Below are 23273 nucleotides of genomic sequence, written 5' to 3' on the forward strand. Positions count from 1 at the left end.
TCTACGTGAGTACAGACCGTACGGCGAGCCAAAACTCATCGGTGCGAATTCATGCAGCCGCCGGTAGAACTCCACTGCGGATCGACCGGACGGTCCTGACCGCGACGGTTGCCCAGATGGGGATCAGTACGGTCAGCAGGGCAAGTGCGATTCCCAGGATCAGGGTGGAACCGGTGGCGACTCCGAAGGCATTCGCTCCGACGGCACATGCTCCGATGGGGAAGGTGAAGCTCCACCAGCCGAGCGAGAAGTCCAAGCCGCGGCGCAGTGCGTGGATGGTGACGACGGTGACGGTGACAAACGCGATCACGCCGATGATTCCGACGACGGTTCCGTAGGCGATCCCGAATTCGTGCAGGGTGTCGGCATGCTCGGGGCTGAGTGCATGCCGTGAGGCGGCGGCCAACAGGTTGGATGCCGCGATCGACTGTCCGATCACGCCCAACGGAATCCACAGTGAGGGAATGGCATTGAACGGGATCACGTCGACGCCGGCCGAACGGTTGCGTGCGAACTGCCTGGCGACGGCTACCAGAATGCCGATGGCGGCGGTCAGCGCCAGAGCGAACAGGATATAGCAGAAAACCAGTACCGCGATGCGTGGAGCGCCTTCGGGCATGTGGGTGCTGACCGCTGCGCCGGTGGTGGCCGAGACCATCGGAGGTACGACGGGCAGGAGCCAGAACGGCATTGCCGTCGCCATCCCGGCATCTCGAACGAGTCGAATCATCATCACGACGTAGGTGACCAGGCCGAGTGCCGTGCCGAGTGTCCACAGTGTCAGCGACACGGTGATCGCCACGTCGTGGCCGAGGAAGTCCGGGCCGGTGATGCCGGTTGCGGATCCCACGGTCAGCAGTGCCATTGCGACGGCGCCGTAGAAGGGGAACATCGCGGGGCTGTGCAGGTAGGCGAGGGCCTGACATCGATGTTGTGACCAATGGGTGGCAAATGCTCCGATCAAGGCGCACAGTACGAGAACCGCCAGAACCCAGAAGATCTCGGAGACCAGTTTCAAGCCCTCGATCTCCGGTTCGAGCGAAGCGGCGGCCACCGACACGATTCCCGTTCCCATCGCTGCCGCGAACCAGTTCGGAGTGATGTGGGCGAAGGTGGAACTCGTTGTGGTGGTCATGTATTTCACTGTCGTCTCATCCGGTCCGTACCGGTAGACCGGTTGTTCTTGAATGCCCACAAACTCGCCTTGTGGGTCTAATCTTGGGACTATGTCGTTGTCTCCTCGGGTGCCGGAACTCAGTGCCCTCGACGTCCTCCTTTCCGTAGGGCGTCTGGGCAGCATGGGTGCTGCCGGCCGGGAGCACGGACTCAGTCAGCAGGCGGTCAGCGCCCGGGTGCGTTCGGTCGAACGCCAACTCGGAATCAAGGTGTTCGATCGAGCGGCGACCGGTGTTCGTCCCACCGCCGAGGGCGGTCTGATTCTCGAGTGGGCAAGTCACATCCTCGTCAGTGCCGAGGAAATGGCATCGGGAGTTGCCGCACTTCGCGGTGAACGTGATGCTGCCGTCACGGTTGCCGCCAGCATGACCATCGCCGAGTATCTGGTTCCCGGATGGACGGTCGCGATGCGGCACAAGTTCCCCAACGTCGTGGCGTCGGTGAGCTTGCACAATTCCTCGGACGTCTCTGCTCAAGTTCAGGCCGGCCAGGCCGATATCGGATTTGTCGAAGGGCCGGATGTGCCGTCGGCGCTCGCGTCGTGCGAAGTAGCGCGTGATCACCTCGTCGTGGTTGTGCCGCCGGGACACGACTGGGCGAATGGTGTGCCCGTTCCGGTCGAGGAACTCGCACGCACACCGCTGATTCAGCGAGAATCAGGGTCCGGTACGCGCCTGACGCTCGAGAATGCTGTTCCCGATTGTGTGCCGCCGCTGCTCGAGCTCACCTCGTGTACCGCTGTCAAGGCTGCGGTGGTGGCAGGCAACGCCCCGGCTGTTCTGTCGTCGCTGGCAGTTGCCGCCGACCTGACGGACGGCCGACTGGTCGCGGTCAACGTCGACGGCTTGCGGATGCCGCGTCGACTCCAAGCCGTCTGGGATCCCGATCGCGGATTGCGCGGTGCGGCAAGAGATTTCCTCGATATAGCGCTCGGATCCAACACCGCTGTTCATTCACGCTGACGGCTACGGCCGCTATCGGACGGTGTCGATCCCCGCGAGGATGAGGTTGATGCCTGCCAGAAACTGTTCTCGGTCGTCGTGGTCGCGCAACTGCGCCGTCACCTGATTGAGGAACGGGTACTTCGCAGAGTCGAGTTCTTCCCATCGCGTGGCGACGCCCGCGAGGAAAGCGGACCGATCTGTCTCACGGGGGAGCAGACGGGCGCCCGCGGCGTACTGTCCGGCGAGACCGAGCACGTAGTTCAGGAGCGCGGACGCGCAGTCGAACTGTGCCGATTCGGGAACGCCGAGCGCCTGGAGTTGCTCGCCGAGACTTTCGAAGATCTGCATCACCGCTGATTGCCACGGTTCACGTGAGAGTTGGGTGCCGACCCAGGGGTGGGCGTCGATCGCGTCGAACACGCCGAGGGTGATGGTCCGGATCGCCTCCCGTGGGGCTGCGCCTTCGGTTGCACCGGTTGTCACGCGGGCGATGACGTCGTCGGTCGCCGCGGCGAGCAGTTCGCTCTTGTTGGCAACGTGCCAGTAAATCGCCCCGCTACCTGTTGCCAGGCGTGCGGAGAGTGCGCGAAATGTCAGCGCGGCTTCGCCCTCGTCGTCGAGGATCTCGATCGCAGCCTCGACGATTCGCTCCTTCGAGAGCGCATCCGTACGTCGTTCGGTCCGCTGATTCCTGGTCGCCATGCGAACCATCTTGACATATCTGGAACGCCGTTCCAAGATGTCATTGGAACGACGTTCCAATCGAAGCCTGAAAGGAAACAAACATGAGCAACTCGATAACGATCATCGGGGCGGGCCTCGGCGGTCTGACCCTCGCGCGTGTCCTTCACGTTCATGGAATTCGGTCGAAGATCTACGAGGCGGAACTGTCGGCAGAAGCTCGCACGCAGGGCGGTCAACTCGACATCCACGAACACAACGGTCAGGCCGCGCTCGACGCTGCCGGCCTAACCGACGAGTTCCGCGCGATCATCCACGCGGGCGGCGCCGCGTCGCGCGTACTCGATCAACACGCCGCCGTGCTCCTCGACGAACCCGACGACGGCACGGGAGCACGTCCCGAGGTGCTGCGCGGCGACCTCCGTCGAATCCTGATTGATTCCCTTCCGGACTACACGATCGAATGGGGACGCAAAGTCGACACTGTGCGCTCGCTCGGAGATGATCGCCACGAGTTGACCTTCGTCGACGGTTCGACAGTGACCACCGACTTTCTCGTCGGTGCAGACGGTGCCTGGTCGAAGGTCCGGCCGCTGCTCTCCGATGCGAAGCCGGAATACGTCGGCACCACGTTCGTCGAGACCTACCTCTACGACGTCGACGAGAAGCATTCGGCTGCAGCCGAAGCCGTCGGGGACGGGGCGATGTACGCGCCCGCACCAGGAAATGCGATCGCCGCGCATCGAGAGGCGGGAGACATCGTGCACACCTACGTTCAGCTGAACCGTCCGGCGGAGTGGTTTGCCGGTATCGATTTCACCGACGCCGCCGCTGCGACAGCGCGGGTCGCGGCCGAGTTCGACGGTTGGGCACCGGAACTCACGGCGCTGATCACCGATGGCGAAACCGCTCCGATTCCGCGCGCGATCCATGCACTTCCCGACGAGCACCGATGGGATCGCGTGCCTGGGGTGACGCTCCTCGGTGACGCGGCGCACCTGATGTCCCCGTCCGGTGAGGGTGCGAACTTGGCGATGTTCGACGGCGCCGAACTGGGAAAGGCGATCGCCACGCACCCCGACGACATCGAAGGGGCACTCGCCGAGTACGAAGAAGCGATGTTCGTGCGCAGCGCATCCGAGGCCGCGGACTCGCACGTGATCCTTGATCTCTGCCTCGGTGAAGGCACACCGTATTCACTGGTCGATTTCTTCACCGGCGCTGCTTCCATATCCGGATAATGGGCGAATGCCTGTTGATTCCACTCCTTGGTCTGCCGCGATTGCGCACGTGAGCGGTCTCTCGAAGGGCGGCCCGTTGGATCGAAATCACCGGGTGACGTTGCACTTTCATCCGGACCTCCCGTCTGAACGTGGTCTGACACTGGCCTCGATCGCACGTCAAGGCACCTATGTGACCCAGTTCGAGACTCGAACGAGCAACGGCGGACTGACGGCGCATCACGGCGGCGATCGTTGGCGTTGGGAGAGTCGGATATTCGGCGGAGCTTACGACGAGCGAGAGCCCTCGGAACGGGCGAAGTACGGATCGTTGAACTTCTCCGCCGATCCCTACGGGGCATCCCCTCGGTTCGGCTCGTCCTACTTCCGGCTTGCCGAGCACACACTCGACCGCACCACCTTCTGCTTTCCCGACAGCGTCTTCGAGCCTGATCTCTTCGGAACGGCCGAAGCGATGAGCTTGGTCGACGCCGCACGGGCTGCCGAGCTCGACGATCCGCTCGACCACTACATCGAGGCGCACGTCCACGGCGCCGTCGACATCGGAACGGACGTCGAGGCGCTCGTTCTGGATCCGAGTTACCGGGGCACACTGATCGAAGAGATCGCCCACTCGCTCACGTGCCCGGTGCTGTGGCACGAGGGATACGCGGTCGATGTCGACGAGATAGCCGAACATCCCGAATACCGGGGAGCGGCCGTGATCGACCTTGCCCGAGAAATTGCGCACGGCAGGCGGCTGACGCCTGCCGTACTGGGGCTCGCACGGGGTGCATCCTTCGATCCGCAGGACGTCAAGAAGGTTTGGCACTACATCGCTCGATTCGGCGGCAGAGCGTAGAACTGGGCATTCGCGTACAGCTGCCCGTCGACGACCGCCGGTCCCGGGACCGCACATCGGTCCGAAGGGCGCGGTGAGGAAAGAGTGATTGATACGCAACATCGAGCATGAACTCCCGAAACAACTGCATCCGAAGATAGAAGTCGACCTTGATCCTCGGTCGAAGGGATGCATGAATCGATGGGCGCTCAACTCACCACCACCAGTGTCGACACACTCTGCGCGTACTGCGGGGTCGGCTGTGGTCTTGTCCTCGACATCATCACCGATCCGGAGACGGGACGTCGGAAGGCTGCGAAGTCTTCCGGTCTGAAGACACATCCCACCAACTTCGGGCGTCTGTGCACCAAAGGCACCACGACCGCAGACATGCTCGCAGGCCCGGGGCGCATGGAATCTGCATATCGCCGTCCGCGCCGAGGTGATGCGATCGAAGCGGCGGACATGGCCGCAGTCATCACTGACACCGCCCAGCGCCTGCGGGCAATCATCGACGAGCACGGTCCCGACGCGTTTGCGTTGTACGTGTCCGGGCAGATGTCACTCGAAGCTCAGTACCTGTCGAACAAACTGGCCAAGGGCTTCATCGGGACCAATCAGATCGAATCGAATTCCCGACTGTGCATGGCAAGTGCCGGCACCGGATACAAGCAATCGCTCGGGGCCGACGGACCGCCCGGTTCCTATCAGGACTTCGAACATGCCGACGTGTTCTTCGTGACCGGCGCGAACATGGCGGACTGCCATCCGATCCTCTTCCTTCGAATGCAGGAGCGGGTCAAGGCGGGCGCGAAGTTGATCGTCGTCGATCCTCGACGCACCGCCACCGCCGACAAGGCGAACTTGTTCCTGCAGATCGCTCCCGGCACCGATCTCGCGCTACTCAACGGACTACTCCACCTGCTCGTCGTAAACGGCCACACCGATCCGGACTTCATCGCCGACTTCACCGAAGGCTGGGAGGTCATGCCCAGTTTCCTCGCGGAGTACACGCCTGCGAAGGTCAGCGAGATCACCGGTATCTCCGAAGCCGACATCCACACGGCAGCGCAGTGGATCGGTGAGGCCGCCAACTGGATGAGCTGTTGGACAATGGGTTTGAACCAGAGCACCCACGGCACGTGGAACACCAACGCCATCTGCAACCTTCACCTCGCGACCGGTGCGATCTGCAAGCCCGGCAGCGGTCCGTTCTCGTTGACCGGTCAGCCGAACGCCATGGGTGGGCGTGAAATGGGCTACATGGGGCCAGGTTTGCCAGGTCAGCGCGCCGTGATGGTCGACGCCGATCGCGACTTCGTCGAGGACCGATGGGGGATCCCGCAGGGCTCGCTGCGCACCGACATCGGCGGTGGCACCATCGACATGTTCTCCCGAATGGCGGCGGGCGACATCAAAGCGTGCTGGATCATCTGCACCAATCCCGTTGCGACGGTAGCCAACCGCAAGACCGTCATCGACGGCTTGGAGAAGGCCGACCTCGTCATCACCCAGGATGCTTTCCTGGGCACCGAGACCAACGAATACGCCGATGTTCTGCTGCCTGCTTCGCTGTGGACAGAGTCCGACGGAGTGATGATCAATTCCGAACGCAACCTGACGCTCTTTCAGCAGGCACTGGATCCGGTTGGGCAGGCGCTGCCTGATTGGCAGATCATCGCCCGGATCGCCTGCGAGATGGGGTACGCCGAAGCGTTCACCTACACCTGTGCCGAAGAGGTGTTCGAAGAGATCAAGCAGTTCTGGAATCCGAAGACCGGCTACGACTTACGCGGCGTCACCTACGAGCGCCTCCGCAAGACATCGATTCAGTGGCCATGCCCGCCAGACAGTGATCAGGACCGTCATCCCATCCGATACGTCAATGACGGTGTCAGTCAAAGGCTCCTGATCCGCGAGGACGGCAGCACTCCGCGGCTCGCATTTCCCACCGCCACTGGCCGTGCGATGTTCTTCGCACGGCCGCACATGCTTCCCGCCGAAATGCCCGACGACGACTACCCCTTCCTGCTCAACACCGGTCGTCTCGCGCACCAGTGGCACACCATGACCAAGACCGGCAAGGTGGCCAAGTTGAACAAGCTCAACCCAGGTCCCTTCGTCGAGATCCATCCCGACGACGCCGCCAGGCTCGGCATCGTCGACCAGGATGCGATCGAGGTTGCCTCACGCCGCGGTCGCGCTGTGCTTCCGGCTGTTGTCACCGACCGAGTGCGTCCGGGGAACTGCTTTGCCCCATTTCACTGGAACGACGCCTTCGGCGAATATCTGTCCATCAACGCCGTCACCAACGACGCCATCGACCCTGCCTCGCAGCAACCGGAGTTCAAAGCCTGCGCTGTCACTATGACGAAGGTCGCCGTGAACACACCTGAAACAGTGCTCGCCGAGGCGGCGCTGCTGGCTCCCGCGCCAGCTGATCGGGCGTTGTCGCGAACCGATGTCCTCGCAGATGTCCTCGGTCAAACAGGAACACCTGCAGTGGTATTCGATGCGCTCCAGCAGAGCTACCTGGCCGGCCTTCTCGCAGCGTTGCGTGCGGACGCCGATCGCACTGCCGGGGTACCTACCTTGCCGTCGACGGCACCCTTCGATGCCGAAAAGCGGATGTGGGTCGACGGTGTTCTGGCCGGCCTGTACTCGCGGATCTCACTTCCTGACACCGACGGGCCTGCGTTGTCATCGAGTCCGAGTATTGGATCCGAGCGCGCGCCGATCGTGGTGCTCTGGGCATCGCAGACCGGAAACGCGGAAGAATTCGCTGCTGAGTGCGCCACTCGTCTCGGGGGAATCGGCTTACCCGTGGTGATGCACGCGATGGACGAATTCCCGGCCGCCGACCTGGCAGCTACCAGAGAGGTCCTGCTGATCACCAGTACCTCCGGTGACGGCGAATCCCCGGACAACGGCAGCGGTTTCTGGGATGCGTTGTCTGCTGACACGGCGCCCCGCATGTCCGAGACACGTTATGCAGTCATCGCTTTCGGCGACTCGAACTATGCCGACTTCTGTGGACACGGACGAAAGCTCGACGCCCGCCTTGCCGAACTGGGAGCCAGTCGTATCGTCGATCGCGCCGACTGCGAGCCCGATTTCGAGGACACCGCTGCTGGATGGCTGGAGGCGGTCACGGCTGAGCTTCGGAGCTCGGTGGCCGGCGAGACGACCGACGTCCTCGTTGCAAAGAAGAATTCTGGGACAACCGTTGCAGCCGCGCCGATTTCACCGGCGATGTCGCCGCCGCTGCGATACAACAAGAAGGCGCCGCTGACCACAGCCTTGACGCGCAATGTCGTGCTCAACCGTCCGGGTTCTTCCAAAGACGTGCGGCAGTTGGGCTTTCACCTTCCAGGTGACACGGTCAGTTACGAAGCCGGCGACGCTCTCGGAGTCTGGCCCCGAAACAGCTCTCCGTTTGTCGACGAGTGGCTCACCCTTGCCGGCCTCGACGGTGACGAGACCGTCGAACTGGGGCAGTACGGGGAAATGACGCTGCGTACCGCGCTCACCGAGCGCTTGGAGATCACTCGAATCTCGACCGACATGATTCGATTCGTGCATCAACGAACCCGCGATTCGGACCTGGCCGAGTTGTTGAAGCCGGAGAATGTCTCCACGTTCAAAGACTGGTCGTGGGGACGACAGTCCGTCGACATTCTCGCGCAGTCGCCCGTTCGTGCCTCGACAGACGAATGGCTCTCGCTGCTCAAACCGATTCAGCCGCGGCTGTATTCGATTTCTTCCAGCCCGAAAGAGAACCCACGCGAAGTGCAGTTGACGGTGTCCGCGGTGCGATACAACGTTGCGGGTGTCCCACGGCGTGGAGTGTGCTCGACTTACCTCGCCGACCACGCTCACGATGACGACATCGGTATCTACGTGCAGAAGTCGACCCACTTCCGGCCACCTTCCGATCCCGAAACCCCGATGATCATGGTCGGTCCGGGGACCGGCATTGCACCGTTCCGTGCCTTCCTGCATGAGCGGCGGGCATTGGGGCACACGGGTCCGAACTGGCTGTTCTTCGGAGAACAGCACGCCGCGACCGACTTCTATTACCGCGAAGAAATCGAAGAATTGCGGAAAGACGGATTCCTCACCGAACTCGACCTCGCGTTTTCCCGGGATCAAGCCGACAAGGTCTACGTGCAGGACCGGATGCGTGAGCGGGGTGCGCTGCTGTGGGAGTGGTTGCAGAAAGGAGCGCACTTCTACGTCTGCGGCGATGCCAACCGGATGGCCAAGGACGTCGACAGTGCCCTCAACGGGGTGGTCGCTCAACACGGAAAACTGGCTCCTCGCAGTGCCGAGGCATACGTGAAGGCTCTTTCGGCGGAGAAGCGCTATGTCCGGGACGTCTACTGACGTCGATCAGACAGCGCCCTTGAACCCGTGCTGACGCCAGGCCTCGTACGTCACGAGGGCGGCAGCGTTGGACAGGTTGAGGGACCGGCGTCCGGGCAGCATCGGGATACGCAGGCGCTCGGTGACGTGTTCGTCCGCCAATACTTCTTCGGACAGTCCGGTGGGTTCGGGTCCGAACAGCAGGACGTCGCCGGGTTGGTAGGCGATATCGGCATACGACGTGGTCGCGTGCGCGGTGAAGGCGAATACGCGAGCGGGGGTGACGGCTTCCCAGGCAGCGGTCAGGTTTTCGTGGACCGTGACAGTCGCCAGGTCGTGGTAGTCCAAGCCTGCGCGCTTGAGCTTCGGCTCCGACAAGTCGAACCCGAGAGGGCCGACCAGGTGGAGTTCGCAACCGGTGCCCGCGACCATGCGGATCGCGTTTCCGGTGTTGGGTGGGATGCGGGGCTCGTGGAACATCACTCGGAACACTCGAGGAACTGTACCGGGCGACGTATCGGTGCCCACGTCCGTGAGAAGACCGGTCGGGAAGTGTGGGCGAATTGGTAACAAACCGGCCAGTCCGTGCGAATCTATTTCCGGCACTCTTCGCAGAACGGACATTTGATGAACCCTCCCGCCGGTTGGAACCCCGACCCCTTCGACCCCACGATCGACCGTTACTGGGACGGTCAGCAGTGGACCGCGCAGACACGGCCCAAGGGCGTCGACGCACCCACTCAGGTTTTCGGCACTCCCACGCAGGTCTTCGGCGCACCCGGATCGGCGGCGCCGGACACTAACGCCGAGGAAGGCAAGACGCGGCGTAAGTGGCCGTGGATCGCCGGCGCGGCAGTCGTGGGGCTGGTTGCCATCGCCGCGGCGACGGGAGCGGGCAAGTCGGAAGAATCGACGACGCCTGCTGCGACCTCTTCGGCGACAGCTGCAGCGACGACAACCAAGAGCACTGTCCCGTCGACGACAAAGACCACAACGTCGTCCGCCCCGCCGACCACGACTACCGCGACGACGCTGCCGACCACGACAACCACCGTGGCAATCGTGCCGCTGGTGCCTCAGGTTCCGGAGACCACGACAACGCCGTACGTTCCGCCCGCTCCGGCGTACACGCCCCCGAAGACAACGGAACCCGCCTACGTTCCGCCGCCGGCCAAGGTGCCTGACGCGGGGGTGTATTACGCCAACTGTGCAGCCGTGCGAGCGGCCGGTGCTGCCCCGATCTACCGCGGCGATCCCGGCTATTCGTCCAAGCTTGATCGTGACGGTGACGGCGTGGCCTGCGAGACCTAGGCGATCGAACCGGTGTCGGTGCGGCGGGGCAGTATGGACGGCATGCTCCCCGAAGAATCCGACGATGTCGTCGGCGAAGACTATTCAGACGCGCGGCTGGCCGGGCAGAAGTGGCGTCAGCGCACTTTCACCAACTGCAATTTCCGAGACGCCGACCTCACCGGACTCACGACGGAGTCGGTGGTGTTCACGGATTGTGATTTCACCGGCACCGATCTGGGGGAGTCCGTGCACACGGGAACTGCGTTCCGCTCGTGCAATTTTGCCCGGACCAGCCTGTGGCACAGCACGTTCCGAAACTGCAGTCTGCTCGGGTCGACGTTCGACGGTTGCCGCATCCGGCCGTTGACGCTCGACGAAGTCGACTTCTCGTTGACCTCACTCGGCGGGGCGGACCTGAGAAAGATCGACTTCACCTCATGCCGCTTCCGTGAAGCGAACCTGGTTCGGGCCGACATGCGGGGCGCGGTGCTGGCGTCGGCGGATCTGTCCGGTGCTCGTACGGGTGGACTCAAACTCGAAGGTGCAGACCTGCGCGGTGCACGGATCGATCCGAGCCTGTGGACGTCCGCGTCCGTCGGAAACGCGCAGATCGAGTTGATGCAGGCGGTGGCGTACGCGTCGGCGCACGGTCTTGTCGTCGACATGAAGTAGCAGCGCCTAGCTCTCCAAGCGCTCCTCGAGGCGCACCGTCACCAGCTCGCCGGTCTCCTTGCCGATGGCTTTGCGAAGATCGGCTTTGACCGGCAGCTTGTGGTTACCGTCTCCCAACGCCATGAACGAACTCTGGAACGGATGTCCGTCGATCGTCCCGCGTACCTTGACCAGGCCGCGGGTGCCGAAGAACTCGGCGGACTCCGGCCAGATCACATAAGTCCACCCGCCCTTGGCGTCGCTCTTCTGCAGGGTGGCCGTGAATTCCTTGTCCAGCAACATGATGTCGGTCCTTTCGAACTCGTCCCAGTCGATCAGCGGATGAATTCCCGTGCGAGCAGATCCATCAGCAGTCCGTCCTTCCACACACCATGGCGATCTCGCGAATACTCGCGCATCACCCCGACGTCTTTGAACCCCACCGATCGGTAGCACGCGATGGCGACGGAGTTGTCGACCTCCGGGTCGATGACCAGACGGTGGAATGCGAGGTCGTCGATCAGGTGGGCACACAGCACGCGAATCGATTCGCGACCGAACCCTCGGCCGTGGAAGTCGGGATCGAGGAACAAGTCGAGCCCGGCGTGGCGGAAGTCGGGGTTGTCTTCCGCTTCGTACCACTGGATGAAGCCGATCAGTTGGTCGCCGTGGAAGATGCTGTAGTGCGTGGTTCCGGCTTCTGGCGCCGCAGGCCAGTCGTCGTCGGGATTTTGCCACCACTGCACGACGTCCGGGTGCAGGTGAATTGCCCGCAGACGGGCGTGATGATCGGGCGCGACGGGGGAGAGGAGCACCCTCGGGCCGCGTAGTTCCGGAGCCGTTGTCACTCATCGACCCTAACCTGGAACAATGGTCGCCGTGACTGCAACGATCCTCGACGGCAAAGCTACCCGCGACGAAATCTTCGAAGACCTGAAGGTGCGGGTGAGCGCTCTGAAGGCAGAGGGCATCACACCCGGCTTGGGTACCATCCTGGTGGGCGACGACCCCGGATCCGCGGCTTACGTGCGCGGCAAGCACAACGACTGCGCCAAGGTCGGCATCAATTCTTTGCGACGCGACCTGCCTGCCGACATCACGCAGGAGCAGCTCAACGCGACGATCGACGAGCTCAATGCCAATCCCGAGTGCACCGGCTACATCGTGCAGTTGCCGCTTCCCAAGCACCTTGACGAGAACGCAGCCCTCGAGCGCATCGACCCCGACAAGGACGCCGACGGCTTGCACCCGGTCAACCTCGGTCGACTGGTGTTGGGCAAGGAAGCCCCGCTGCCGTGCACCCCGCGTGGAATCCTGCATCTCCTGCGCCGCTACGAGGTCCCTATTGCCGGCGCACACGTGGTGGTAGTCGGACGAGGCGTCACAGTCGGTCGCCCGATCGGATTGCTGCTGACGCGTCGTAGCGAGAACGCGACGGTCACGCTCTGCCACACCGGTACCCGCGATCTCGCGGCCGAGGTTCGCCGCGCCGACATCATCGTCGCTGCCGCCGGCGTTCCCGGCCTCATCACCGCAGACATGGTCAAGCCCGGGGCAGCGGTCCTCGACGTCGGCGTCAGTCGCACCGACGACGGCCTGCGCGGCGACGTCGCAGCCGACGTCAACGAGGTCGCCGGCTTCGTCTCACCCAACCCCGGTGGTGTCGGACCGCTGACCCGCGCGTTCCTGATCACCAACGTGGTCGAGCGCGCCGAGCGGGTTCTGGCCGGAGTCTGAGTCCGATGTCCTCACTGGTCGGCCTCGCGAAGAAGAATCTGCCCATGCTCGCGGTCCTCGCCGTGATCGCGGCGGCCGTGGTTCTCGTGCTGGCCGACCGGTGGCGCCGCGGCGCCCTCGTCTTCGGTGTTGCCGTCATCATCGGAGCTGCCGCTCGGTGGTTCGTTCCCGAGAACCGTGTGGGGTTGCTCGCGGTGCGTGGAAGGGTCTTCGACACTGCGGCGATGGGCGTTATGGGTGTGCTGATCGCGACGCTCGCCCTGACCATCGATCCGCTCGGTACCGACTGAGAAGATCAGTCCCCGTAGAACGAGCGAATGTCGATATCACTCAAAGGGATCCACTCCGGTGAATGTGCGGATGTCGACTTCTTTCCAGCCTTGACCGTTGCACTCCGTAACGTCACCGCAAGTGCAGGTTCCTCGTCGATTCGCCCGGCGAGGGCGTAGATCGCGGCGAGATGGTGAACGCACGGCGAGCGTCTACCTGAGCAGTCGCAGCTGGCAGTGCACTCCGAAAGATCAACGGCTACTGCGATATTTCGAGCCTGCAGTTCGGTGACGATGCTGTCCGGCAGTTCGCCGGTGGAGACGGATCTGTTCGCCTTTCCAGCCGAACGGAGAAGGCTCTTCACTGCAGCGATCTCGGATTTGGTCCAGAGCGGGACACCAATCGTCACTGACGAAGTTTTTGCCTTGGTGCTCACCTCGGCGACGACGGTCCCCGACGAGACGACGGTGAACTCCACGGAACCGTTGCGTGCCAGGGTGCGAGCCGTCGGCAGGGACGGGTTCGGACCGGACGCCGCGGTCCGCTCCACCGTGCGCAGCCACGCTCGACCCCAAGCGGTGACGCCGAATTCGTTGGCCATCAGATGATCACCGCGCCGTCGAGTTCGAGAAGTTCACGCAGTTCGGTGTCGGGGAGATCGGCCAGCGCGGCCTCGACGTTCCCGGAGACAGCATCGGCCACAACTCGTTTGGACTCGTGCATCGCTGCTATGTGATCCTCCACGGTACCGCCCGTCACCAAGGTGTGGACGTTGACGGTGCGTTTCTGGCCGATGCGGTGTGCCCGGTCGGTTGCTTGATCCTCGACGGCTGGGTTCCACCACCGGTCGTAGTGCACGACATGACTTGCGCGCGTGAGGTTGAGGCCGAAGCCGGCGGCGCGCAAGCTCAGAATCAGAACCGGTGGTGAATCCGTCTCGTTCTGGAACGCGTCGACCATCGCGTCTCGTTTGTCGGTGTTCAGGCCGCCGTGGAGGAAAGGCACGGCGCCGATTCCCAGTTCGGCTCCCAGGTGTCGCGAGAGCATCTCGCCCATCGTCCGGTACTGCGTGAATATCAGCGCGCGATCGCCGTCGTCGACGATCTCGGCGATCATTTCCGTTGCGCGGTCGAGCTTTCCGGATCTTCCGTAGAGGTCGTCCGTATCGCCGGTGACCTGCGCCGGGTGATTGCATACCTGCTTGAGAGTGGTCAGAAGCGCAAGGATGTTGCCACGCCGGGCAATTCCCGTGCCCAATCCGGAGTCGAACGCATCGGCAACTGCCGACCGGTAGATGCGCGCCTGTTCCGACGTCAGAGTGCACGAGACCGTGGAGAACTGCTTGGGCGGAAGATCCTTTGCCACTGTGTCTTTGGTTCTGCGCAGAATGAAGGGATCGATGACCGCGGCAAGCCTGGTCGCCGCGGTGGCCGATCGACCGGATTCGATCGGTACGGCAAAGCGTTGACGAAACCGTGCGCGAGTTCCGAGGACGTCGGGATTGGCGACGCGAAAGAGCGACCACAATTCTTCGAGACGGTTCTCCACCGGCGTGCCGGTCATCGCTACCTTGACGTCCGCCGACAACTGCATTGCTGCTTTCGCGGCGAGGGAAGCGGGGTTCTTGATCTGTTGCGCCTCGTCGAAGACCACTGAACTCCAATGGACCGGGGCCAATTGGGCTGCGTCGGAACGCAAGACGCTGTAGCTGGTCAGAACCGTAGTGCCGGCGGGGATACGAGTGGGAAGTGCACGGGCGGCCCCGTGATGAACGTGCAGTGGCAGATGCGGAGCGAATCGCTCGATCTCGCGGCGCCAGTTTCCTATCACCGAGGTGGGACACACAACCAGATGCGGACCGTCGCCGGCGCGGATCGCGATCATCGAAATCGCTTGCAGTGTCTTACCCAAACCCATCTCATCGGCCAAGATCCCACCGCCCGAACCCGACAGAGCCGTCAGCCAGGCAACTCCCTGCATTTGATACGGGCGCAGAGTCGCCTGAATCTTTGCTCGGCGAAGACTCTCGATGGCCGCGCGCGCTTCCGTGAACAACCGCACCGTGGACGCGGCGCTTCGGATCTTCGTGTCGTCGCGCTCGATAGCGGCATGCGCTGCGGTCGGAATGTCATGTGCGCCGGTGTCGATGACGCGCTTCCACGCGAGCAGCGACGATCCGAGGTCGCCGCGACCAGCATCGAGGTTGTGGAACGCGTCGATCGCGGTGGTGAGGTCGAGCAGTTGCGCTCCGACGTCGGTTGCTGTGATCGACTCGTCGACCGGGATCGCAAGCCTGCACACGCCCGGCGACCCGGTCGGCATCCCCAGTGCCGACAGCCGCGTTGCCGGGTCTGCGTCACCCCAGAACGCGAAGGACATGTGCTCGGGAATGTACGTAGCCTGCAGGCGCGTCGAGCATGGCTGATTCACGTTCGCCGATGCTAGCCGCGCCGGCTCACGTTCGCCAATGAGAATGTCGGGAAAACCCGCAGATCAGCTGTGGTTTTCCCGACATTGACGAATCCTGAAAACGTGGCTCTGTGCCGAATCAGCGAGCCGTACGCGCGAACTCCATCGTCCGGCGAAGCAGTCCGGCGACGGCGTCCGCCTCCGTCAGGAAGCCGTCGTGGCCGTCCTTGGACTTGAGAATCTCGAGGCCGCTGCACGTGGAAATTCCGTCGGCGATCTCCTCCTGCAAGCGAAGGGGATACAGCCGATCCGAGTCGACGCCGCCCACCACGACCGGTGCCGTGATCGATGCCAACGCCGCCGCAACACCGCCGCGTCCACGACCGATGTCGTGCCGGTTCATGGCCTCGGTCAGGAGGACGTACGTGCTCGGGTCGAAGCGGTCGACCAGCTTGTCTGCCTGATGTTCCAGGTAACTCTGTACGGCGTATCGTCCACCGTTCCAAGGATTTTCGTCGTTCTGAGCGGAGTTCTCGAAGCGTGCGTCAAGTTCGGCCTCGGTGCGGTACGTGAGGTGCGCGATGCGACGGGCGATGCCGAGTCCGGCGCGAGGTGCCCGCCCCGTTCCGTGGTAGTCACCGCCCTGCCAATCCGGATCGGAGACGATGGCAGCGATCTGCGTCGTCTGGGTGCCGATCTGATCTGCAGTGGCCCGTGAACCGGTTGCGAGAACCAACGCGGAGCGAATGCCGTCCGGGTAGGTAACTGCCCATTCGAGGGTGCGCATGCCCCCCATGGATCCGCCGACTACCGAGGCCAACTGGTCGATCCCGAGGAGATCGACGAGCTTCTTCTCCGCCGCGATCTGATCCCGGATGGAGATCTCCGGGAACCTGCTGCCCCACGGCTTGCCGTCGTCGGCCGGCGAACTGGGACCGGTCGTGCCGCGACAACCACCGAGGACATTGGTTGCGATGACGCACCATTCGCCGGTGTCGATCGGTTCGCCGGGGCCGACCATCCCGTTCCACCAGCCGGGGGAGGGCTGATTCGCGGAGATCGGTCCGGTGACGTGTGAGTCTCCGGTCAGTGCGTGCTCGACGAGTACGACGTTGTCGCGGTTCGGGGAAAGCTCACCCCACCGCTGAACGGCGAGCGAAACCGATGGGATTGCCGCGCCGCTCTCGAGTTCCAAGGCACCGATGTCGACGAACCCCACCTGGCCGTCGGGTGGGGGCAGGAGGTCGATCCTGGGCTCCAATTCGTTCACGGTCACGAGTTTGCCACCGCTGCCAGGCCGACGGTGAGATCGGCGAGGATGTCGTCGATTCCTTCGATGCCGACCGCGAGGCGGACGAGCCCGGGGGTGACACCGGAGGCGAGCTGCTCTTCGGGGGTGAGCTGCGAGTGTGTCGTCGAGGCGGGGTGGATGACGAGTGAGCGAACGTCACCGATGTTGGCGACGTGGCTGTGCAGCGTCAGGGCGTTGACGAACGTCTTGCCCGCATCGATACCGCCGGGCAGCTCGAAGGTGACGATTGCGCCGGTTCCATTGGGCGTCAGCTGCTTTCCACGTTCGAACCATGGCGAGGAGGGAAGTCCCGCGTAGGAAACGGAGGCGACCTCGACGTGACCGTCGAGGAATTCGGCGACCTTCTGTGCATTGGATACGTGGCGCTCGATGCGCAGGCTCAAGGTTTCGATACCCTGCGCGATGAGGAACGCGTTGAACGGCGCCACGGCGGAACCGAGATCGCGCAGCAGTTGGACGCGGGCCTTGAGTGCGAACGCCGGCGCGCCGAGGTCCGCGAAGGTGACGCCGTGGTAGCTGGGATCAGGCGTCGTGAAGTTCGTGTGGCGACCCTGCGTCCAGTCGAAAGTGCCACCGTCGACGATGACGCCGGCGATCGCGGTGCCGTGTCCACCAAGGTATTTGGTGGCGGAGTGAACGACGATGTCGGCGCCGTGTTCGAGTGGGCGAAGCAGGTACGGCGTCGCGACTGTGTTGTCCACGATCAACGGAAGACCGTTCTCGTGGGCCAGTGACGAGATACCGGGTAGGTCGAGGATGTGGTTCTTCGGATTGGCGATCGTTTCGCCGTAGAACGCCTTCGTATTCGGGCGAATGGCTTCGCGCCACTGCTCGAGATTGTCGGGATCCTCGACGAACGTGACTTCGATACCCAGCTTGCGAAGGGTGTAGTGCAGGAGGTTGTACGTGCCGCCGTACAGGTACGGGCTGGAGACGATGTGGTCGCCGGCCTCGGCGATGTTGAGGATCGCGATGGTCTCGGCGGCCTGACCCGAGGAGAGGAGGAGTGCGGCGACTCCGCCTTCGAGGGCAGCGATGCGCTGCTCGACGGCGTCCTGTGTGGGATTCATGATCCGCGTGTAGATGTTGCCCGGCTCGGCGAGGCCGAACAGTGCAGCAGCGTGATCGGTGCTGTCGAAGACGTAGCTGGTGGTCTGGTAGATCGGCAGAGCGCGCGCATTGGTGGCGGTGTCCGCTGTTTGTCCGGCGTGCACCTGCTTGGTCTCGAACGACCAGTTCGCGGTCGGATCCGAAGTTGCTGCGGCGTCGGCTGTGTTGTCGGTCATGATTTGTTCACTCCAGTGGTCTGACGGATAGATGTCGGACGGGGGCGAATGATCGCCGCCCCGTGCTGGGGTCTATCTACAAGTGCGACACATACTGAAATACCTCCGTGGGGCTCGGCCCGGTCTGGGGTCCGTCCCTGTCGGACCCGCGCTTGTCACCCGAATTGCGGTGGAACTGCGCGAGCAGATCCACGTCGGGAAACCTGGTCATCACCCGGGGCACCCCACCGCGGTTGGAGGGTTGCCGTCCAGCGAGCCGGGGCTTGACGCTGGCACTCATGACCAAGTCGGATTCTACCGGGAAGTGAGCGCAGTCCTGACACGGGGCGAAATGTGAGCCGCAACCGCACGCGAGGCAGAGCGACGCAGCCCACTAGCAGGCAAAAGTTACTCGCGAGTAGAGACCGATGAGTGGACCTGCCGGTTGCGGCCTCACGGGTTAGCAGTACGCTTGTCTTGTTTGGGACTCATCTCCCGAGATCAGTCCACACCGTCTAGGTTTGATAATCGAACCGTTCGCGGACCCACTCACAAAGTGTGACCGCAACCGTGTAACCAGGGAAACTTCCTAGGAGGACGCGAAGCACCCATGTCCAAAATCAAGGTTGAGGGCACCGTCGTCGAACTCGACGGCGATGAGATGACGCGCATTATCTGGCAGTTCATCAAAGACAAGTTGATCCATCCGTATCTCGATGTGAACCTCGAGTACTACGACCTCGGTATCGAGTACCGCGACGAGACCGACGACCAGGTCACCATCGACGCAGCGCACGCGATCCAGAAGCACGGCGTCGGCGTCAAATGCGCCACGATCACGCCGGACGAGGCACGTGTCGAGGAATTCGGTCTCAAGAAGATGTGGCGTTCCCCGAACGGAACGATCCGCAACATTCTCGGCGGCACGATCTTCCGCGCACCGATCATCATCTCCAACGTTCCGCGACTCGTTCCGGGCTGGACCAAGCCGATCATCATCGGCCGTCACGCATTCGGCGACCAGTACCGCGCCACAGACTTCAAGGTCCCCGGCCCCGGCAAGGTGATGATCACCTACACGCCTGAGGACGGCAGCGCACCGATCGAGCACGAACTGGTCAACTTCCCCGAAGAGGGCGGCGTCGTCCAGGGGCAGTACAACTTCACCACGTCCATCCGTGACTTCGCTCGCGCGTCGCTCACCTACGGACTGCAGCAGAACTACCCGGTGTACCTGTCCACCAAGAACACCATTCTCAAGGCGTACGACGGTGCCTTCAAGGACATCTTCCAGCACGTCTACGAGACCGAGTTCAAGGCTGAGTTCGATGCTGCAGGTCTGACCTACGAGCACCGCCTCATCGACGACATGGTCGCTTCCGCACTCAAGTGGGAGGGCGGATACGTCTGGGCATGCAAGAACTACGACGGCGACGTCCAGTCCGACACCGTGGCCCAGGGCTTCGGCTCGCTCGGCCTCATGACGTCGGTTCTGCTGACACCGGACGGAAAGACCTGTGAGGCAGAGGCTGCTCACGGCACCGTGACGCGTCACTACCGTCAGCACCAGCAGGGCAAGCCCACCTCGACCAACCCGATCGCGTCCATCTTCGCGTGGACCCGCGGGCTCGAGCATCGTGGCAAACTCGACAGCACCCCTGAGGTCATCGGCTTCGCGCAGGCGCTCGAAGACGTTGTCATCAAGACCGTCGAAAGCGGCCAGATGACCAAGGACCTCTCGATGCTGGTCGGCGGCGATCAGGGCTACCTGACCACCGAGGAGTTCCTCGGCGCACTCGACGTGAACCTGCAGAAGGCCATGGCCGCGAAGTAGATTCACCGCTTCACCTGTCAAATGGGACGTCTGGGAAACCAGGCGTCCCATTTGTGTTCGCGGTCTCACGTGAGTGAACTCACCCGCTCTCACTTGGAAGTTCAACCAGGTGTGAGACCACAATTGATCAGTGACTTCGTCTACCCTCTCCCGTTCTGACACCTCGACACCCGGGGTTCGTTCCGCCAGAGGTCCGGCGATGCTCGCTCTCGCTCTCGGCGGTTTCGGTATCGGCACAACCGAGTTCGTCGCCATGGGGTTGCTCCCGGAAATGGCATCCGGACTCGGTGTCTCGGAACCCGTCGCGGGTCACGTGATCTCGGCGTACGCGCTCGGGGTTGTCGTCGGCGCTCCGCTGATCGCTGCACTCACCGCACGAGTACCGCGCCGCACCCTGTTGATCGCACTCATGGTCGCGTTCACCGTCGGCAATGCCGCCACGGTTTTCGCGCCCTCGTACACGACGCTGATGATGGCCCGCTTCGTCGCCGGATTGCCGCACGGCGCGTATTTCGGAGTCGCCGCACTGGTCGCAGCTCACCTGGCCGAACCGGGAAAACGCGCGAAGGCCGTCGCCATGGTGATGATGGGTCTTTCCGTGGCCAACGTGATCGGGGTACCGGTCGCGGCCTGGATCGGCCAGGCACTCGGCTGGCGCAGCGCCTTCGCCTTGGTCGCCGTGATCGGAGTGGCAACCGTTGCTTCGCTCTTCGTCTGGATTCCGCGTTTGGACGGCATGCCGGTGACGAATCCGATCACCGAACTCGGGGCACTGGGCCGCGTTCAGGTGTGGATGACCCTGATCGTGGGCATGGTCGGATTCGGCGGGATGTTTGCCGTCTATACCTACATCAGTACGACTCTCACCGACGTGTCCGGGCTTGGCGCTTCGTTCATTCCCCTCGCACTCATGCTGTACGGACTGGGCATGGTGGCCGGCAACTTCGTCGGTGGATACCTCGCGGATCGCGCACTGATGAAGGGCTTGTTCCTGTCGATGGGATCCCTCGTGGTCATCCTCGCGATCTTCGTTATCGCCGTGCGCAATCCGTACACGGCGCTCGTCTTCGTCTTCCTCATCGGGCTCGCCGGGTCGTCGATGGTGCCTGGCCTCCAGACACGGTTGATGGATGTCGCCGAGGATGCTCAGACCTTGGCCGCGTCTCTCAATCACGCCGCACTCAACATCGCCAACGCCTTCGGAGCGTGGATCGGCGGCGGCGTCATCGCAGCCGGTTACGGGTACACCGCGCCGGCAGCGGTGGGGTCGTTGCTGGCCGTCGCGGGTCTCGTCGTGCTGTCGGTAGCGGTGATTCTGCAGCGTAGGGCCGCGCGCTGACCTGGGCGCCCATCCGCGTCGGTGGAATCGGCTACGGTGCTTGCCGTGCCACAAACTGCTGACTCCCACATTCTTGCGCCCCACACCATCACGTCCGTGAACGTCAACGGCGTTCGCGCAGCGGCCCGCAAGGGCATGCTCGACTGGCTGGAGAAGACGTCGGCGGATTTCATCTGCCTTCAGGAAACGCGTGCGTCGGACGATCAGCTTCGCGAGACTCTCGAACCAGCGCTCGGCAACGGATGGTTCCTCGTCTCCGCCGAGCCGTCCGCGAAGGGACGCAACGGAGTCGCGGTGCTCTCACGCACGGAACCTGACGCGGTGCGGATCGGTCACGGGGACGACGAGTTTCTCGACGCCGGTCGATACATCGAAGCCGACTTCGCCGATCTGACCGTCGCGAGCCTGTACCTGCCCTCCGGTGAGGCGCTCACGCCGAAGCAGGAGGAGAAGGAGCGGTTCATGGCGTCCTTCGCAGTTCACCTCGCTACCACCGCTGCGGCGGCCGAGGCTGCCGATCGTCACGTGGTGGTCAGCGGCGATTGGAACATCGCGCACACCGAACTCGACCTCAAGAACTGGAAGACCAACAAGAAGTCTTCGGGATTCCTCCCCGAGGAGCGCGCCTGGATGGATCTGCTGTTCGCCGAAGATTCCGCGTGGGTGGACGTCTTCCGCGCCCTCCATCCGGGTGTCGACGGCCCGTACTCGTGGTGGTCGTACCGCGGAAAGGCATTCGACAACGATTCGGGTTGGCGTATCGATTACCAGGTTGCCACTCGCGGATACGCCGAGCGGGCCAAGGTCGCGCTCGTGGAACGCGCTGAGTCCTACGACCTCCGTTGGTCGGATCATGCGCCTGTCACCGTCTCGTACCGATAGAGACGCGTATGTCTGAAGGTCTGAAAATGCCGAGCGCAAAGACGCGCAACGCCATCATCACCGTCGTGGTGGCGGTGGTTGCGCTCGTGCTGGCGGTCACCCTTTCTTCACGTGACTCCGACAGTTCGGCGTCGGCGGTGACGAAGTCCTCGAGTGCCCAGTCCTCGAGTGTTCAAGCCAAGCCTGGCGCCACCACCAAGGCTGCGCCGTCGAGTTCCGTGCCCTCGAGCTCCGCTGTCAAGACAACGCAGCAGACGAACAGCGATGCGCCGGCGCGAGTGCTCGCCACGCTGGTGGAGATCGACGCCGGGAGGTGGCCGGATTCCGCCAATGCGCCGGGCACCAAGGGCGGCATCACCTTCCGCAACAGCGAAGGACGTCTACCCGCTGTCGGTGCCGGTGGCGGACGTGTCGTCTATCAGGAATGGGACGTGAACCCGAAGAAGAACGGCCAAGGACGCGACGCCGAGCGAATCGTCACCGGCAACGACGGTTCGGCGTGGTACACCCTCGATCACTACGACACGTTTGTGAGGATTCGCTGATGTCCGATTCGTCTACGGTCAGCGTGGCGCAGTGGCTGGATCCGTCTTCGGATGTGGCTTCGGTGGCGCTGCAGAGCGACCCGGCCGTTGCAGATGATCTTGCACGTCAACTCCGTGCCGAGAATTTTGTCGTTCGGGTGGTTCGCGGAGAGAACATGCGGACAACGGCGCAGGTCTTCGACGAGTTTGCGGCAGCCTTCCAGTTTCCGTCCCACTTCGGGCGAAATAAAGACGCTTTCGACGACGTCATGCGCGATCTCGACGACGTCCTCGGACTCGGCGCCGGATATGTAGTTGTGGTCCGAGGCGCGGGTTCTCTACTGTCCGAGCAACAGGATCAGTTGGAGTGGTTCTGCGAAACGATGGACTTCTACGCCGAAGAATGGGAACCCGTCGTTTTCCGGACCGTCTACCAGTTCGGTGCGGAGGACCTCACCGCCCACGGTGAAGACCTCGTCGAACTCGACTACCCGGGCACCACGCCACTGCACTGATTTCCACTCGTGAAA

General features: G+C 63.1%; 22 protein-coding genes and 1 riboswitch. Of the genes, 13 read left to right on the top strand and 9 right to left on the bottom strand.

Translation table 11 applies throughout. The features are described 5' to 3' along the window. Positions 1 to 49 precede the first annotated feature (49 nt). The gene (locus tag ACVZUB_RS09910) at positions 50 to 1135 is read right to left on the bottom strand and encodes a TDT family transporter (RefSeq protein WP_482628316.1); all 1086 of its coding nucleotides are present in this window, start codon (positions 1133 to 1135) and stop codon (positions 50 to 52) included. 91 nt (positions 1136 to 1226) lie between these two features. Here ACVZUB_RS09910 and ACVZUB_RS09915 point away from each other — a divergent pair, with 91 nt between their 5' ends. Beyond that, a complete protein-coding gene (locus tag ACVZUB_RS09915; protein ID WP_030535095.1) occupies positions 1227 to 2138 on the top strand; it encodes a LysR family transcriptional regulator in 912 nt (303 codons plus the stop codon). 12 nt (positions 2139 to 2150) lie between these two features. Here the strand turns inward: ACVZUB_RS09915 and ACVZUB_RS09920 are convergent, their stop codons facing one another. Continuing rightward, the gene (locus ACVZUB_RS09920; RefSeq protein ID WP_063316756.1) at positions 2151 to 2831 is read right to left on the bottom strand and encodes a TetR/AcrR family transcriptional regulator; all 681 of its coding nucleotides are present in this window, start codon (positions 2829 to 2831) and stop codon (positions 2151 to 2153) included. A gap of 74 nt (positions 2832 to 2905) precedes the next feature. On the opposite strand from ACVZUB_RS09920, the gene ACVZUB_RS09925 reads away from it, so the two are divergent. The 3 genes from ACVZUB_RS09925 to ACVZUB_RS09935 all read left to right on the top strand — a co-directional run bounded on the left by ACVZUB_RS09925 (position 2906) and on the right by ACVZUB_RS09935 (position 9248). After that, positions 2906 to 4042 (top strand): FAD-dependent oxidoreductase, encoded by a 1137-nt coding sequence (locus tag ACVZUB_RS09925; RefSeq protein WP_063316679.1) that lies wholly within the window; start codon positions 2906 to 2908, stop codon positions 4040 to 4042. Between the two features lie 7 nt (positions 4043 to 4049). After that, positions 4050 to 4883, top strand: a complete 834-nt coding sequence (locus ACVZUB_RS09930) for a DUF3626 domain-containing protein (protein WP_063316678.1) — start codon at positions 4050 to 4052, stop codon at positions 4881 to 4883. A gap of 180 nt (positions 4884 to 5063) precedes the next feature. Continuing rightward, positions 5064 to 9248, top strand: coding sequence for a bifunctional nitrate reductase/sulfite reductase flavoprotein subunit alpha (locus tag ACVZUB_RS09935; RefSeq protein WP_482628317.1), 4185 nt, complete (start codon positions 5064 to 5066; stop codon positions 9246 to 9248). Between the two features lie 6 nt (positions 9249 to 9254). Here the strand turns inward: ACVZUB_RS09935 and ACVZUB_RS09940 are convergent, their stop codons facing one another. Next, positions 9255 to 9719 (bottom strand): tRNA (cytidine(34)-2'-O)-methyltransferase, encoded by a 465-nt coding sequence (locus ACVZUB_RS09940; RefSeq protein WP_007727408.1) that lies wholly within the window; start codon positions 9717 to 9719, stop codon positions 9255 to 9257. A gap of 135 nt (positions 9720 to 9854) precedes the next feature. On the opposite strand from ACVZUB_RS09940, the gene ACVZUB_RS09945 reads away from it, so the two are divergent. Next, positions 9855 to 10538, top strand: coding sequence for an excalibur calcium-binding domain-containing protein (locus tag ACVZUB_RS09945; RefSeq protein WP_063316676.1), 684 nt, complete (start codon positions 9855 to 9857; stop codon positions 10536 to 10538). Between the two features lie 33 nt (positions 10539 to 10571). Further along, positions 10572 to 11192 (top strand): pentapeptide repeat-containing protein, encoded by a 621-nt coding sequence (locus ACVZUB_RS09950; RefSeq protein WP_003940770.1) that lies wholly within the window; start codon positions 10572 to 10574, stop codon positions 11190 to 11192. A gap of 6 nt (positions 11193 to 11198) precedes the next feature. Here the strand turns inward: ACVZUB_RS09950 and ACVZUB_RS09955 are convergent, their stop codons facing one another. Together ACVZUB_RS09955 and ACVZUB_RS09960 are read right to left on the bottom strand one after the other, a co-directional pair. Next, positions 11199 to 11474 (bottom strand): DUF1905 domain-containing protein, encoded by a 276-nt coding sequence (locus ACVZUB_RS09955; protein ID WP_007727403.1) that lies wholly within the window; start codon positions 11472 to 11474, stop codon positions 11199 to 11201. A 32-nt stretch (positions 11475 to 11506) separates the two neighbouring features. Next, entirely contained in the window at positions 11507 to 12019 is a 513-nt protein-coding gene (locus ACVZUB_RS09960) for a GNAT family N-acetyltransferase (RefSeq protein WP_233405679.1), read from the bottom strand. A gap of 31 nt (positions 12020 to 12050) precedes the next feature. Here ACVZUB_RS09960 and ACVZUB_RS09965 point away from each other — a divergent pair, with 31 nt between their 5' ends. Then, entirely contained in the window at positions 12051 to 12908 is an 858-nt protein-coding gene (locus tag ACVZUB_RS09965) for a bifunctional methylenetetrahydrofolate dehydrogenase/methenyltetrahydrofolate cyclohydrolase (RefSeq protein WP_007727401.1), read from the top strand. A 5-nt stretch (positions 12909 to 12913) separates the two neighbouring features. Next, complete coding sequence (locus ACVZUB_RS09970; RefSeq protein ID WP_003940740.1) at positions 12914 to 13198, top strand: DUF3017 domain-containing protein; 285 nt, start codon at positions 12914 to 12916, stop codon at positions 13196 to 13198. Between the two features lie 5 nt (positions 13199 to 13203). Here ACVZUB_RS09970 and ACVZUB_RS09975 read toward each other — a convergent pair whose 3' ends face one another. The 4 genes from ACVZUB_RS09975 to ACVZUB_RS09990 all read right to left on the bottom strand — a co-directional run bounded on the left by ACVZUB_RS09975 (position 13204) and on the right by ACVZUB_RS09990 (position 18185). Continuing rightward, positions 13204 to 13779, bottom strand: a complete 576-nt coding sequence (locus ACVZUB_RS09975; RefSeq protein ID WP_063316674.1) for an SWIM zinc finger family protein — start codon at positions 13777 to 13779, stop codon at positions 13204 to 13206. Next, positions 13779 to 15608: a DEAD/DEAH box helicase gene (locus tag ACVZUB_RS09980; protein WP_482628318.1), complete on the bottom strand. Its 1830-nt coding sequence runs from the start codon at positions 15606 to 15608 to the stop codon at positions 13779 to 13781. The genes ACVZUB_RS09975 and ACVZUB_RS09980 overlap by 1 nt, the downstream gene beginning before the upstream one ends. Before the next feature lie 118 nt (positions 15609 to 15726). Then, positions 15727 to 16863, bottom strand: a complete 1137-nt coding sequence (gene metX / locus ACVZUB_RS09985; RefSeq protein ID WP_083057711.1) for a homoserine O-acetyltransferase MetX — start codon at positions 16861 to 16863, stop codon at positions 15727 to 15729. Further along, positions 16860 to 18185, bottom strand: a complete 1326-nt coding sequence (locus tag ACVZUB_RS09990; RefSeq protein WP_482628319.1) for a bifunctional o-acetylhomoserine/o-acetylserine sulfhydrylase — start codon at positions 18183 to 18185, stop codon at positions 16860 to 16862. The genes metX and ACVZUB_RS09990 overlap by 4 nt, the downstream gene beginning before the upstream one ends. Positions 18186 to 18328: 143 nt before the next feature. Continuing rightward, a riboswitch (SAM riboswitch) is annotated at positions 18329 to 18469 on the bottom strand. A gap of 305 nt (positions 18470 to 18774) precedes the next feature. Between ACVZUB_RS09990 and ACVZUB_RS09995 the strand changes: the two genes are divergently transcribed. The 5 genes from ACVZUB_RS09995 to ACVZUB_RS10015 all read left to right on the top strand — a co-directional run bounded on the left by ACVZUB_RS09995 (position 18775) and on the right by ACVZUB_RS10015 (position 23258). Beyond that, the gene (locus ACVZUB_RS09995; protein ID WP_003940772.1) at positions 18775 to 19998 is read left to right on the top strand and encodes an NADP-dependent isocitrate dehydrogenase; all 1224 of its coding nucleotides are present in this window, start codon (positions 18775 to 18777) and stop codon (positions 19996 to 19998) included. Positions 19999 to 20128: 130 nt separating this feature from the next. Beyond that, positions 20129 to 21337 carry an MFS transporter gene (locus tag ACVZUB_RS10000; RefSeq protein ID WP_482628320.1) on the top strand — a complete coding sequence of 403 codons (1209 nt, stop codon included), beginning with the start codon at positions 20129 to 20131 and terminating at the stop codon, positions 21335 to 21337. Between the two features lie 36 nt (positions 21338 to 21373). After that, on the top strand, positions 21374 to 22219 hold the full coding sequence (locus ACVZUB_RS10005; RefSeq protein WP_080712672.1) for an exodeoxyribonuclease III: 846 nt from the start codon (positions 21374 to 21376) through the stop codon (positions 22217 to 22219). A 26-nt stretch (positions 22220 to 22245) separates the two neighbouring features. Then, positions 22246 to 22764: a ribonuclease domain-containing protein gene (locus ACVZUB_RS10010; protein ID WP_162114152.1), complete on the top strand. Its 519-nt coding sequence runs from the start codon at positions 22246 to 22248 to the stop codon at positions 22762 to 22764. Then, positions 22764 to 23258 carry a barstar family protein gene (locus ACVZUB_RS10015; protein WP_030535081.1) on the top strand — a complete coding sequence of 165 codons (495 nt, stop codon included), beginning with the start codon at positions 22764 to 22766 and terminating at the stop codon, positions 23256 to 23258. The genes ACVZUB_RS10010 and ACVZUB_RS10015 overlap by 1 nt, the downstream gene beginning before the upstream one ends. Positions 23259 to 23273: the final 15 nt, after the last annotated feature.

This window comes from Rhodococcus sp. OS5 (genome assembly GCF_056837585.1).

Coding starts and splice junctions, on each gene's coding strand:
- ACVZUB_RS10015 (WP_030535081.1), top strand. CDS start 22,764: ATGTCCGATTCGTCTACGGTCAGCGTGGCGCAGTGGCTGGATCCGTCT.
- ACVZUB_RS09915 (WP_030535095.1), top strand. CDS start 1,227: ATGTCGTTGTCTCCTCGGGTGCCGGAACTCAGTGCCCTCGACGTCCTC.
- ACVZUB_RS09925 (WP_063316679.1), top strand. CDS start 2,906: ATGAGCAACTCGATAACGATCATCGGGGCGGGCCTCGGCGGTCTGACC.
- ACVZUB_RS09950 (WP_003940770.1), top strand. CDS start 10,572: ATGGACGGCATGCTCCCCGAAGAATCCGACGATGTCGTCGGCGAAGAC.
- ACVZUB_RS09935 (WP_482628317.1), top strand. CDS start 5,064: ATGGGCGCTCAACTCACCACCACCAGTGTCGACACACTCTGCGCGTAC.
- ACVZUB_RS10010 (WP_162114152.1), top strand. CDS start 22,246: ATGCCGAGCGCAAAGACGCGCAACGCCATCATCACCGTCGTGGTGGCG.
- ACVZUB_RS09945 (WP_063316676.1), top strand. CDS start 9,855: ATGAACCCTCCCGCCGGTTGGAACCCCGACCCCTTCGACCCCACGATC.
- ACVZUB_RS09990 (WP_482628319.1), bottom strand. CDS start 18,185: ATGACCGACAACACAGCCGACGCCGCAGCAACTTCGGATCCGACCGCG.
- ACVZUB_RS09975 (WP_063316674.1), bottom strand. CDS start 13,779: ATGGCCAACGAATTCGGCGTCACCGCTTGGGGTCGAGCGTGGCTGCGC.
- ACVZUB_RS09920 (WP_063316756.1), bottom strand. CDS start 2,831: ATGGTTCGCATGGCGACCAGGAATCAGCGGACCGAACGACGTACGGAT.
- ACVZUB_RS09910 (WP_482628316.1), bottom strand. CDS start 1,135: ATGACCACCACAACGAGTTCCACCTTCGCCCACATCACTCCGAACTGG.
- ACVZUB_RS09970 (WP_003940740.1), top strand. CDS start 12,914: ATGTCCTCACTGGTCGGCCTCGCGAAGAAGAATCTGCCCATGCTCGCG.
- ACVZUB_RS09995 (WP_003940772.1), top strand. CDS start 18,775: ATGTCCAAAATCAAGGTTGAGGGCACCGTCGTCGAACTCGACGGCGAT.
- ACVZUB_RS09955 (WP_007727403.1), bottom strand. CDS start 11,474: ATGTTGCTGGACAAGGAATTCACGGCCACCCTGCAGAAGAGCGACGCC.
- ACVZUB_RS09930 (WP_063316678.1), top strand. CDS start 4,050: ATGCCTGTTGATTCCACTCCTTGGTCTGCCGCGATTGCGCACGTGAGC.